The organism is Marinobacter salsuginis (genome assembly GCF_009617755.1).
GTDB lineage: Bacteria > Pseudomonadota > Gammaproteobacteria > Pseudomonadales > Oleiphilaceae > Marinobacter > Marinobacter salsuginis.
Genome location: NZ_BGZH01000005.1, coordinates 89,878 through 102,398, shown reverse-complemented (window position 1 = coordinate 102,398; position 12,521 = coordinate 89,878). Strand labels below are relative to the sequence as shown.

Genomic DNA, 12,521 nt, shown 5'->3' with positions numbered 1-12,521 from the left:
GCGAGAGTGCTGGCAGGTGCGGCGAGCGCCGCGAGGGTGGCAAAACGTACGGCTCGTGCAAGCATTGAAGATCGGTGGTGCATGGTATCTCCTTATTGAATCGCGCGGAGTATACGCACCACCCCTTACTGGCCTCAAATGCCATCCCTAACGGTTCAGGAGCCTACCTTTCTACAACTAAAGTCTAAAAAGAACCTGATCGTATCAGTCGTCCTGTATCGAGAGCTTGTCCACAGAGGAAGACAGCTTGTCCGCCCCCTGAGCGTCGGCACCCAGCTTGATCATCAGGCGCAGGTCGTTGGCAGAGTCGGCATGGGCCAGGGCATCTTCGTAGGTAATGGAGCCCTCTGCGTACAACTGATACAGGGCCTGGTCAAAGGTCTGCATGCCAGACTCGTTGGATTTCGACATCAGCTCCTTCAGACGATGCACCTCGCCCTTGCGGATCAGATCCGCCACCAGCGGGGTATTGATCAGCACTTCGATAACCGCTTTACGTCCCTTGCCATCCGGTGTTGGCACCAGTTGCTGGGCCACGATGGCCTTGAGGTTCAGGGACAGGTCCATCCAGATCTGGTTGTGCTGTTCCGGCGGGAAGAACTGGATAATCCGGTCCAGCGCCTGGTTGGCGTTGTTGGCGTGCAGGGTGGCCAGACACAGGTGACCGGTCTCGGCGAACTGCACGGAATACTCCATGGTCTGCCGGGTCCGCACCTCGCCGATCAGGATAACGTCGGGCGCCTGACGCAGCGTGTTCTTCAGGGCCACCTCGAAGCTTTCGGTATCGATGCCCACCTCACGCTGGGTAACGATGCAGCCCTGATGCTGGTGCACGAATTCGATCGGGTCTTCGATAGAAATGATGTGCCCCCGACTGTTACGGTTCCGATGCCCCAGCATGGCCGCCAGGGACGTGGACTTACCGGTACCGGTGGCGCCCACGAACATGATCAGGCCACGCTTGGTCATGGCGAGTTCCTTGATAACCTCCGGCAGCGACAGGTCGTCAATCTGCGGAATCTTCACCTCGATCCGACGCAGCACCATGCCACAGAGGTTCCGCTGGAAGAACGCAGACACCCGGAACCGGCCAATACCCCGGGCACTGATCGCAAAGTTACACTCGTGGGTTTCCTCAAACTCGGCGCGCTGTTTGTCGTTCATGGCGCCGTAGACAAACTCCCTCGTCTGCTCCGGCGTCAGCGCGTTCTTGGTGACCGGGAGCACTTTCCCGTTCACCTTCATGCTTGGGGGAACGCCCGCCGTAATAAACAGGTCCGAGCCGCCCTTTTCCACCATTAGCCGCAACAGCTTTTCGAATTCCATTTTTTGTACCCAATCTTCATCGTTTGGTGCTTGGGTGGGGCGGGTTCCGCTTCCCGGGACACGCTGTGAATACGTCCATGTACGCTTGACTGCAGCATCCATGCTGCAGACAGTCCCGGGAAGCGGAACCCGCCCCACCCGTCAAACTATATTCGGGGAGTCTTATGAATTCCCCGTCTGCTCCTGGCACCAACGACACGGCCGGGAGCAATCCAATTAAAAGTTATCAGGCATCTTGGCCTTGGCCCGCGCTGCTTCACGGGAAATAAGGCCCTTCTGCAGCAGCCGCTCCAGGCACTGGTCGAGGGTCTGCATACCCAGAGAACCGCCGGTCTGGATCGACGAATACATCTGGGCGATCTTGTCTTCCCGGATCAGGTTCCGGATCGCCGAGGTGCCAATCATGATCTCGTGAGCCGCAATCCGACCGCCGCCCATTTTCTTCATCAGGGTCTGGGAGATAACCGCCTGCAGGGATTCGGACAGCATCGACCGAACCATGGACTTTTCCTCCGCCGGGAACACGTCGACCACACGGTCGATGGTCTTGGCAGCGGAGGTGGTGTGCAGGGTGCCGAATACGAGGTGGCCGGTTTCCGCGGCCGTCAGTGCCAGGCGGATGGTTTCCAGATCCCGAAGCTCACCAACCAGGATGATGTCGGGGTCTTCCCGCAGGGCTGAACGCAGTGCTTCGTTGAAGCCGAGGGTATCCCTGTGAACTTCCCGCTGGTTGACCAGGCACTTCTTGGAGTCGTGCACGAATTCGATGGGGTCCTCGATGGTGAGGATGTGCTCGTACCGGGTGTCGTTGATGTAGTCCATCATCGCCGCCAGGGTAGTGGACTTACCGGAACCCGTAGGACCGGTTACCAGCACCAGGCCGCGAGGCACCGACGAAATATCCTTGAACACCTGCCCCATACCCAGGTCTTCCATGGTCAACACCTTGGAAGGGATGGTCCGGAACACGGCACCAGCGCCACGGTTCTGGTTAAAGGCGTTAACACGGAAACGGGCAACACCGGGCACTTCGAAGGAAAAGTCGGTTTCCAGGAATTCCTCGTAGTCCTTGCGCTGCTTGTCGTTCATGATGTCGTAGATCAGCCCGTGGACCTCTTTGTGCTCCATGGGCGGCAGATTGATGCGACGCACATCACCATCAACACGAATCATAGGGGGGAGGCCGGCAGAGAGGTGCAAGTCAGACGCGCCCTGTTTCGCCGAAAAGGCAAGCAGTTCAGTAATATCCATAGGAATCCTCGGAAGGCTTTTTCTTTTATCCTGGTAGCTTCCGCCCGGCGGGGCCCCGGCGCGGTTCACTTGGCATTTCAGTGACCTGCGGGTAACGTGTCACCGTACAAGTGACATACCGAGCGTGGCAATCTCACACTATGAGCAGCATAGCAGACAACATCGGGAGCGTAACCCGACGCATACAAAAAGCAACATTGCAGGCTGGGCGCGAGCCGGGGGCTGTGCATTTGCTCGCCGTGAGTAAAACCCGACCGCCGGAAGATCTGCGGGAAGCCTTCGCGGCCGGTCAGCATGCCTTTGGGGAGAACTACCTGCAGGAAGCCCTGGAAAAGATCGAGGCGCTGTCTGACCTTAATGGCCTGGAGTGGCATTTCATCGGCCCGATCCAGTCCAACAAAACCCGGCAGATGGCTTCTGCCTTCAGTTGGGTGCACAGCGTCGACCGCCTCAAGATTGCCCGTCGCCTCAGCGAACAGCGTGACCCTGCACTGCCACCATTGAATATCTGCCTTCAGGTCAATATTAATGAAGAGGACAGCAAATCCGGGTGCACGCTTGGGGAGTTGCCGGACCTGGTGGCTGAGATCGGCGAACTGCCAAACCTTACATTGAGAGGGTTGATGGCCATTCCGGATCCGGATCAGCCCGAATCCGGGTTGAGAGCCAGCTTCCGGAAGCTGGCCAATACCCTGAAGCAACTGAGGGCAGATCATCCCGACGCCGGGCCGCTTGACACGCTGTCCATGGGAATGTCCGGCGACCTGGAAGTTGCTATTGCGGAGGGCGCCACCTGGGTACGGGTCGGCACCGCACTTTTCGGCCAACGCCCAGTAAAGCGCTGAATCTGCCGGTTCCTGCTATGATCAGGACCGGACGTTAAAACGATCAACCGGGGAGTTAACCTTGAGCACATCACCAACCATTTCTTTTATTGGTGCCGGCAACATGGCCAGCGCCATCATTGGCGGTATGCTGGATAACGGCTATCAGGCCGGCAATATCTGGGTGAGCGCGCCGGATGACGCGCACCTTCAAAAAATCCGCAAGCGCTTCGGCGTGAGCGTAACGACAGACAACCGCTACTGCGCCCAGCAGGCCGACATGGTGGTTCTCGCGGTAAAACCTCAGGTAATGGCGGATGTCTGTCGCGATATCGCGCCGGTCGTTCAAAATACACGCCCCCTCATGGTATCCATTGCCGCCGGACTGACAGCTGACACACTGGACGGCTGGCTGGGAGGCGGGCTGCCGTTGGTCCGTGTCATGCCCAACACACCCTCCCTCGTTGGCAAAGGGGCCGCGGGCCTGTTCGCCAACGCAGAGGTGAAAGACAAACAGAAGAAAATGGTGGAATCGGTGTTCGAAAGCATCGGTTCAGCGCTCTGGGTTGAGGACGAGAACCTGCTCCATGCGGTTACCGCTCTCTCCGGTAGCGGCCCGGCCTATTTTTTCCTGATGCTCGAGGCGCTTGAAGAGACTGCCACCGAAGCAGGCATTGCTGCCGGAACCGCGCGAGAACTGGCCATCCAGACCATGGCAGGAGCCGCCGAAATGGCCGCGAGAAGCGAGCACGACCCCGGCCAACTCAAGCGCAACGTGATGTCTCCCGGCGGAACGACCGAGCAGGCAATCAACACCTTTGAGGAAGGTGGGATGCGCGAGCTGGTATCCAAAGCCTACAAAGCAGCGTTCAAACGCTCGGAAGAAATGGCCAAAGAACTGGCAGGCAAACAGTAACCGATAACGGAGACACGGCTTCATGCTGGCAGACATTCTGATTACCATCCTGCTGATCGCATCCACCTTCTACATGACCATTGTGCTGCTCCGGTTCCTGCTGCAACTGGCCCGGGCAGACTTCTATAATCCGATCTCACAATTCGTGGTCAAGGCCACCAATCCGCCGCTGCGTCCGCTGCGCCGCTTCATTCCCGGCTGGGGCGGTGTGGATGGCGCTTCGCTGGTGCTTGCGGTCATCATCCAGGGCATCACTTTCTTCCTGATACTGGTTGCCCTGAATGGCGGCATCCCCGCCGTGAATCCGATCACTCTGCTCGTATGGGCCGTGCTGAACGTTCTTGACCTGATCGTAAAGATCTACTTCTGGTCAGTGATTGCGGTGGTGGTCGTCAGCTGGATAGCTCCCGGCAGCGGCCACCCGGCGATTCAGCTGGTCGCCCAGATCACGGAACCGGTGATGCGCCCAGTGCGCAATATCATGCCCTCCATGGGCGGTCTGGACCTGTCACCCATTATTGTGTTCCTGATTCTGAACGTAATTTCGGTGGTGATTGAGCATATGAAAATGGCCGCAGGCCTTGGCTCTATCGGGCTGGGTATGTAAACCCCGTCTCAAATATACACTTTGTAACACTTAGCCACGAAATCCATAATCTCCGGACTGCAACGTCAAGCGACTGATTTTGCAGTCCTTTATCTCAAAACCCTCCAACTTCCTCCAATCCTCTCCGTGCCGCTCTGCCGCAAACATAGATAGAACAGGATAGTATTAACGGTAATTAATCCGTCACCCGTGAGCACCCCGTTTGAACCGGGATACCCGGAAGTCGCGCAGAAGGAAAATCCGATGAACCAACAGGGAACTCTGTCGCAGCAGGTAGAGGCTTATCACAACTGGAAAAAAGAGCTGATCCGACAGATCGGCCGATACCGGTTGTGGCTGCAGGATAACAATCTGTTTTCCGACGATGTCAGCACCCGTATCCGCCATGGACTGGAACTGCTGATTGAGGATGAGCTTACCATTGCCTTTGTCGGCGAGTACTCCCGCGGGAAAACCGAGCTGATCAACGCCCTGTTCTTCTCGGAATATGGCCAGCGCATGCTGCCTTCGCAGGCAGGGCGTACGACCATGTGCCCCACCGAGCTGTTTTTTGATCGCAGCGCCAACGAGAACTACCTGCTCCTGCTGCCCATTGAAACCCGAAACGGAGACCTGTCCCTGCAGCAACTGCGCAAACAGCCGGAACGGTGGGTAAAGCATGAGCTTGATGAGCGCGACCCGGAAATCATGCGGGAAGTGCTGGCCGAAGTTGCCCGGGTGAAAAGCGTATCACCGGATGAAGCCCGGAAACTGGGCTTCGACGAGGATATGCTGGAGCACGACCGCAACAACCCCGGCAACGTCCTCGTGCCGGCCTGGCGTAATGCCCAGATCAGTATCCGTCACCCTCTGTTCGAACGCGGTTTGCGCATCCTCGACACTCCGGGCCTGAATGCCCTGGGTTCAGAGCCGGAACTGACCATCAGCATGCTGCCCCGGGCCCATGCGGTCATCTTTGTGCTCAGCGCCGACACCGGTGTGACCGCCAGCGATATGACCATCTGGAAGGAGCATATCGACACTCAACACGCCGATCACCGCGCCGGTCGTTTTGCCGTCCTGAACAAGATCGATGTGCTCTGGGACGACCTGCAGGGTGAACGCCACACCAACGAGGCAATCGAGCGGGTGCGTGGCTACACCGCCGATCACCTCGGCATGCGGCAGCATGATGTTATCCCCGTTTCCGCCAAACAGGGTCTGGTGGCCAGGGTCAGGAAAGACAGCGACCTGTTTGACCGATCCAATATCGGCCAGCTTGAGCAACTGATTATCCAGCGCATCCTGATGCACAAGGAACAGTTGATCACCCAGAGCCTGATCAACGACCTCCTGGGCATGCTCCAGAATAGCCAGGCAGCGATGCAGTACCGGCTGGAATCCCTGGAGGAAGAACTCCAGGCGTGCGCAGGCGTTACCATGGACAAGGCAGCGCTGGGCCGGCTGGCAGAGCGCGCCCAGAAAGACTACGACTTTTATTACAAGAAGCTGATTACACTGCGCTCCAGCCGGCGCCTGATGGACTCCCAGGGTGACTTGCTGAAGAAACTGGTCAGCGAAGACCGTTTCGAAGAACATGCTGAACGTGTCCGCACCAGTATGTCGAAAAGCTGGACCACCGCCGGCATGAACCGCGCCATGGACCAGTTCTTCGAATTGCTTGAAAGCGACCTGACCAACCTGTTGAGCGAAGGGCACCTGGCCGAGAAAATGGTCGGCGCCATTTACCGTCGCTACAACGAGGACAACCGGGCCCGTCATCTCGAGCCCATCCCGCTCCGCGCAGGGCGCCACGTCATCGCCATTCGTGAGTTGCGCAAGAAGGCCCGACGCTTCCGTATCAGCCCGAAGAACCTTCTGACCGAACAGTCGGTTCTGGTTCGCCGTTTCTTCAACGTCATGGTGGGCGAAGCCCGCACCCTGCACGCTCGCGTTCGCCACGACGTTGAACGCTGGCCGTCAGAGGCACTCTTGCCGATCATGCAGTACTCCATGGAGCAGAAGCAGCTACTGGAGCACCAGATCCGGCGCCTTCGCGACATGGTGCGCAATGACCGGGACAGCCGAACCGAGCGCCAGCGCCTCACCAACACCATTGCCGATCTGCGCAAACAGCTGGAACTGGCCGATGCCATGCAGCGCCAGATCCGCAAGCCGGCCCCCACCCTGATCCAGCAAAAAGTTGTGAATATCTCCGGGGCCGTCTGAGCCCCGCGAGAGCAACTATTCAGGCGGTTGCAGCCATCACGCCCCGGCTTTAAACTGCTGGGCTGGCGATGGCTTTGCCATTGCGTTTCCAGACACTTACGGATCGAACCAGGAACCAATCGCGCCGATGCCTGATACCCTGCCTGCGGATTCTGTCGGGATTGTCACCCCGCAGACCTATCATTTCGACGCTCCCATCGATCTGGCCTGTGGTCAGACCCTGGAAAACTACGACCTGGTCGTGGAAACCTACGGCACCCTGAATGCCGATGCCAGCAACGCCGTTCTTATCTGCCATGCCTTGAGTGGCCACCATCATGCCGCAGGCTATAATTCCGCTGACGACCGGAAACCGGGCTGGTGGGACAGTTGCATTGGCCCAGGCAAACCGATCGATACCGACCGTTTTTTCGTTGTCAGCCTGAACAACCTGGGCGGCTGTCACGGCAGCACAGGGCCAAACAGTATCAACCCGGAAACCGGAAAACCTTTCGGCCCGGAGTTTCCGGTCATCACCGTGGGCGACTGGGTCAAGAGCCAGGCATTGCTGGCCGACCGGCTTGGCATTCAATGCTGGGCGGCGGTTGTTGGCGGCTCCCTCGGCGGCATGCAGGCCCTGCAGTGGAGCCTGGATTATCCCGACCGGCTGAGGCACGCCGTGGTGATTGCCTCCACGCCCAGACTCACGGCGCAGAATATTGCGTTCAACGAGGTGGCACGCCAGGCCATCACCACCGACCGGGAGTTTCACGACGGTCGCTACTACGACTTTGAGACTGTTCCAAGGCGTGGCCTGATGCTGGCTCGAATGGTGGGGCACATCACCTACCTGTCAGATGCCTCCATGGGCGAAAAATTTGGCCGCGAACTACGTGACCAGGCCTACAAGTTTGGTTACGACGCGGAATTTCAGGTAGAAAGCTACCTTCGTTACCAGGGCGAGCGGTTTTCAGAGTCTTTCGATGCCAATACCTATCTGCTGATGACCCGGGCGCTGGATTATTTTGACCCGGCCTACGAGTTTGGCGGTGACCTTTCGAAAGCACTGTCGGGGGCCAGTTGTGAATACCTGGTGTTGTCGTTCAGCACCGACTGGCGTTTCACGCCCGCCCGCTCCGAGGAAATGGTCAACGCCATGATAGCCGCCCGCCGGAAGGTCAGCTACGCCGAGGTGGATGCTCCCTGGGGCCATGACGCATTCCTGATTCCGACCCCGAGGTACACTGACATATTCAACGCCTACATGGACCGGGTTGCACGGGAGGTCGGCGCATGAGACCGGATCTCGAAATCATCCAGCAATGGGTTCAGCCGGGCCATCACGTCCTGGACCTGGGCTGCGGCGACGGCACCCTGCTCGACTTCCTCCAGAGGGAGCGCGGGGCCAGTGGCTTCGGCCTGGAAATCAACCCGGACCACATCACCACCTGTATGGGCCGGGGAGTGGCGGTCATCGAACAGAACCTGGACACTCAGGGGCTGGGCAACTTTGATGATGGCAGTTTCGATGTTGTTCTGATGACCCAGGCGCTCCAGGCGGTGCGGCGCCCCGACAAGGTGCTGGATGAGATGCTCCGGGTTGGCAAAGAAGGCATCGTTACCTTCCCGAACTTTGCCCACTGGCGACTGCGTTGGGGACTGACTTTGAGCGGACGTATGCCCGAATCCGAAGCACTGCCGTATAAATGGTACAACACGCCCAACATAAGGCTGTGCACTTTCAAGGATTTTGAGGCCCTGTGCCGGCAGAAAGGCATCAGAATCAAAAGCCGGAGGGTGGTCGACGGCCAGCACCAAAACAGCTGGCTGGCGCGGCTGTGGCCGAATTTGTTGGGTGAAATCGCCATTTACCGAATCACACGGGAGACATAGCGATGATTGCGAAAACCTTCTCCACATTCCGTAACCTTCTGGGAATTGCTCTGATTGGCCTGTTCAGCCTGCAGGCACAGGCTGGCTCGAAAGATTTCGGGGAGTACACGGTGCTCTGGAGTGTCCTGCCCAGCACGTTCCTCGCCCCTGAAGTTGCCAAGGCGAACAATCTCCAACGCAGCAAGGGCATCGGCATCGTCAATATTTCCATCATGGAGGAAAACGAGGACGGATCCATGTCCCCGGTCAGTGGCCAGGTGGAAGGCAAGGTCACCAATGATGTCCAGCAGGTTCGTTTCCTGGCGTTCCGCCGCATCCAGGAAGGCGACTCTGTGTACTTTATCGCCGAGTACCAGTACTCATCCGGTGAGCTGATGACCTTCAATGTCACGGCCCGTCCTACCGGACACCAGCAGGACCTGGCGGTGCGGTTTGCTCACACACTGTTCAGCGATTAAGCACTATGACCGAAAAACTCGTCATCGCCAGCAATAACAAAGGGAAAATCGCCGAATTGACGGAGCTTCTGTCGCCTCTGGGCATGACGCCGGTTGCCCAGGGCGACCTGGGTGTCAACGAAGCCGAGGAGCCGGCGGTTACCTTTGTTGAAAACGCCATCCTCAAAGCCCGCCACGCCGCTAGGGAAACCGGCCTTCCGGCCCTGGCAGACGACAGCGGCCTGGCGGTGGATGCCCTGGGAGGCCGTCCCGGGGTTCGTTCCGCCCGCTTTGCCGGCGCAGATGCGACCGATCAGGACAACGTAAACGCCCTACTGGACGCCATGGCCGACGTGCCAGACGACCAGAGGAACGCCCAGTTTCATTGCGTACTGGTATACCTGCGTCACGCCGATGACCCCACGCCCATCATCTGCCATGGCCGCTGGCCGGGCTCGATCCTCAGATCACCCCGAGGCAGCGGCGGCTTTGGTTATGACCCGGTGTTCCTCGCACCGGAGCATGGCTGCAGTGCAGCCGAACTGTCCCGATCCGAGAAAAGCAGCATCAGCCACCGCGGACGAGCCCTGACGATTCTGCTGGATCAGCTCAAGGCCGAGGCCTGAGACAGTTGAGCAATACCAACCCCGAGGAAGATCAGCAGCCAACCGCGGTCAGGCCGCCCCTGAGCCTTTATATCCACGTGCCATGGTGCGTGCGAAAGTGCCCCTACTGCGATTTCAATTCCCATGCCTTTACCGGGACCATACCCGAGTCTGCCTATCTGGAGGCCCTGCTCGAAGATCTCGACCAGGATCTGGCCTTTGCCGCCGACCGACCGATAGAAACCGTGTTCATTGGCGGCGGCACCCCGTCCCTGATGAGCGGCGAATTCTACGACCGCCTGTTCCGGGAACTACGGGCAAGACTTGCCTTCAAGGCGGATGCCGAAATCACCCTGGAAGCCAACCCGGGCACGCTTGAAGCCGGCCGCTTCGAAGCTTTTCGAGAATCGGGGATAAACCGTCTCTCCATCGGAGTCCAGAGCTTCAACCCCGACCATCTCAGAAACCTCGGGCGCATTCACGACACCGATGCCGCCCATCGGGCGATAGATGCGGCACGCCGGGCCGGCTTCGACAATTTCAACATCGACCTGATGCATGGTCTGCCGGGACAGACCCCGGAGCAGGCCCTGGACGATATCCAGACTGCTCTGCAGTATGAGCCACCCCACCTGTCCTGGTACCAGTTGACCCTGGAACCCAACACCGAGTTCTACAGCCGGCCTCCGGACCTGCCAGACGACGACCACTTGTGGGACATCTATCGCCAGGGAGCTGAGCTGCTGCACAAACGGGGATACCAGGATTACGAAGTCTCGGCCTGGAGTCTTCGCGGAAAAGCCTCTCGCCATAACCTGAACTACTGGACCTTCGGGGACTATCTGGCCCTGGGGGCCGGCGCCCATGGCAAGATAAGCCTCGCCGACAGCAGTATCCGGCGATACTGGAAGACGCGCCAGCCGGATGCCTATCTGAACCGGATCGGCAGCCGCACTGCCGGCACCGATCTCATCGCCTGGGAAGATCTGCCTCTGGAATTCATGATGAATGCCCTGAGGCTGAAAGAAGGAGTGGATGAAAGCCTTTTTTCAGGCCGGACGGGTTTACCCCTGACTACAGTTGGGGTAAAACTTGAACAACTGCGAAATGAAAAGCTGCTGGTAAGCGATCGGTTGCAGGCAACGGACCTGGGCCAGCGATACCTGAACAGCCTGCTGGAGCGTTTTCTCTGATGGACCCTGCACACGGAGTGGCCGCCTATCCCAAAAGCCTGAAAGCCAGCTTGCTTGTGGCCGCCGTGCTGCTGTTTGCCCTGCTTATGGTCAACCAGCCACTTCAGACTGCCTCGGCGCCCCAGGGAATCGTCAGCTACCAGCTGGCCGGCACCGCTGATCAGGCCCACGCGATTTTTCGAAGCTGGGGAGGCGAAGGGGTTGCATGGGCGAAAGTTTCACTGTGGCTGGACTTCTTATTTATCCCCGCCTACATGCTGGCCCTGATCCATCTTACCCGGCATTTCACTCGAGATCGTCCGGGAGTCAGGGAGCGGATGGTTGCAAGATGGATACGAGCCCTGTTCGTTACCGCCGGCCTCAGCGATGGCACAGAAAACATTCTGTTGCTGAACAACTTCAATCCACCCACTGACGAACTGAGCCTGTCCGCAACCCTGTGCGCGTTGATCAAGTTTACAGCGTTGACGCTCGGCATTGCCGGTCTGGTCATTATCCGGGCGGCCCGGCGCCATCCACTGGCGCATCACTGATCCCTGTTCGCCGGCAATCAGTTCGTCCGGTAGAACAGCAAGTCCCAGACACCGTGGCCCAGGGTTTCACCCCGCTTTTCAAACTTGGTAATGGGACGGTCGTCGGGGCGAGGCGAATAGCCGCCGGACTCCTGAGTATTGGCAAAGCCCTCGGACTCATTCATTACCTCAAGCATGTGCTCGGCGTAGTTTTCCCAATCAGTCGCCAGGTGCAGGATGCCACCGACCCTCAGCTTGTGACGGACCCGCTGGACGAACTCGTGCTGGATCAGTCGACGCTTGTGATGCTTTTTCTTGTGCCAGGGGTCCGGGAAGAACACCATCACGCGATCAAGACAGGCGTCCGGCAGGCAAAGATCAATGACATCGTTGGCATCGATACTGTATATCCGGACATTTTCAAGGCCCCGATCCTCGATCTCCTTGAGCAATGCGCCGACACCGGGCTGATGAACTTCAACCCCGATAAAATCCTGCTCGGGAGCCGCTTCGGCCATCTCTGCCAGGGACCGTCCCATGCCAAAACCGATTTCCAGGTTAAGCATGTTGTCTCGGCCAAAAACCTCACGAGGGTCGATCATTCCGTTCTCGCGGGTCAGGCCGTACTTCGGCCAACTCCGTTCAAACGCCTTTTTCTGGCCTTCCGTCATGCGGCCCTGCCGCAGAACGAAGCTACGCACACCGCGACGGGTCGTGACCGGGGAATCGGCGGAATCTTTGGGATCTTGCGGTTCTTTCTGGTCTGTCAT

General features: G+C 58.5%; 13 protein-coding genes. 10 read left to right on the top strand and 3 right to left on the bottom strand.

Going from position 1 to position 12,521, the window contains the following annotated elements; translation table 11 throughout:
• Positions 1 to 204 precede the first annotated feature (204 nt).
• Entirely contained in the window at positions 205 to 1,326 is a 1,122-nt protein-coding gene (locus GJU83_RS17995; RefSeq protein ID WP_069184769.1) for a PilT/PilU family type 4a pilus ATPase, read from the bottom strand.
• A 216-nt stretch (positions 1,327 to 1,542) separates the two neighbouring features.
• Positions 1,543 to 2,577 carry a type IV pilus twitching motility protein PilT gene (locus GJU83_RS17990; RefSeq protein WP_058091364.1) on the bottom strand — a complete coding sequence of 345 codons (1,035 nt, stop codon included), beginning with the start codon at positions 2,575 to 2,577 and terminating at the stop codon, positions 1,543 to 1,545.
• A 140-nt stretch (positions 2,578 to 2,717) separates the two neighbouring features.
• On the opposite strand from GJU83_RS17990, the gene GJU83_RS17985 reads away from it, so the two are divergent.
• The 10 genes from GJU83_RS17985 to GJU83_RS17940 all read left to right on the top strand — a co-directional run bounded on the left by GJU83_RS17985 (position 2,718) and on the right by GJU83_RS17940 (position 11,772).
• A complete protein-coding gene (locus tag GJU83_RS17985) occupies positions 2,718 to 3,422 on the top strand; it encodes a YggS family pyridoxal phosphate-dependent enzyme (RefSeq protein ID WP_153634884.1) in 705 nt (234 codons plus the stop codon).
• Positions 3,423 to 3,483: 61 nt separating this feature from the next.
• Complete coding sequence (gene proC / locus GJU83_RS17980; protein WP_153634883.1) at positions 3,484 to 4,317, top strand: pyrroline-5-carboxylate reductase; 834 nt, start codon at positions 3,484 to 3,486, stop codon at positions 4,315 to 4,317.
• 22 nt (positions 4,318 to 4,339) lie between these two features.
• Complete coding sequence (locus GJU83_RS17975; RefSeq protein ID WP_064228405.1) at positions 4,340 to 4,924, top strand: YggT family protein; 585 nt, start codon at positions 4,340 to 4,342, stop codon at positions 4,922 to 4,924.
• 243 nt (positions 4,925 to 5,167) lie between these two features.
• The gene (locus GJU83_RS17970; protein ID WP_136630823.1) at positions 5,168 to 7,132 is read left to right on the top strand and encodes a dynamin family protein; all 1,965 of its coding nucleotides are present in this window, start codon (positions 5,168 to 5,170) and stop codon (positions 7,130 to 7,132) included.
• Positions 7,133 to 7,259: 127 nt separating this feature from the next.
• Positions 7,260 to 8,408: a homoserine O-succinyltransferase MetX gene (gene metX, locus GJU83_RS17965; protein ID WP_153634882.1), complete on the top strand. Its 1,149-nt coding sequence runs from the start codon at positions 7,260 to 7,262 to the stop codon at positions 8,406 to 8,408.
• Entirely contained in the window at positions 8,405 to 9,004 is a 600-nt protein-coding gene (gene metW / locus GJU83_RS17960; RefSeq protein WP_069184764.1) for a methionine biosynthesis protein MetW, read from the top strand. The genes metX and metW overlap by 4 nt, the downstream gene beginning before the upstream one ends.
• 2 nt (positions 9,005 to 9,006) lie before the next feature.
• A complete protein-coding gene (locus GJU83_RS17955) occupies positions 9,007 to 9,462 on the top strand; it encodes a DUF4426 domain-containing protein (RefSeq protein WP_153634881.1) in 456 nt (151 codons plus the stop codon).
• Between the two features lie 5 nt (positions 9,463 to 9,467).
• Positions 9,468 to 10,067 (top strand): RdgB/HAM1 family non-canonical purine NTP pyrophosphatase, encoded by a 600-nt coding sequence (gene rdgB, locus GJU83_RS17950; RefSeq protein ID WP_069184762.1) that lies wholly within the window; start codon positions 9,468 to 9,470, stop codon positions 10,065 to 10,067.
• A 5-nt stretch (positions 10,068 to 10,072) separates the two neighbouring features.
• On the top strand, positions 10,073 to 11,239 hold the full coding sequence (hemW, locus tag GJU83_RS17945; protein ID WP_153634880.1) for a radical SAM family heme chaperone HemW: 1,167 nt from the start codon (positions 10,073 to 10,075) through the stop codon (positions 11,237 to 11,239).
• Positions 11,239 to 11,772, top strand: coding sequence for a hypothetical protein (locus GJU83_RS17940; RefSeq protein WP_153634879.1), 534 nt, complete (start codon positions 11,239 to 11,241; stop codon positions 11,770 to 11,772). The genes hemW and GJU83_RS17940 overlap by 1 nt, the downstream gene beginning before the upstream one ends.
• Before the next feature lie 17 nt (positions 11,773 to 11,789).
• Here GJU83_RS17940 and trmB read toward each other — a convergent pair whose 3' ends face one another.
• Positions 11,790 to 12,521 carry a tRNA (guanosine(46)-N7)-methyltransferase TrmB gene (gene trmB / locus GJU83_RS17935; protein WP_153634878.1) on the bottom strand — a complete coding sequence of 244 codons (732 nt, stop codon included), beginning with the start codon at positions 12,519 to 12,521 and terminating at the stop codon, positions 11,790 to 11,792.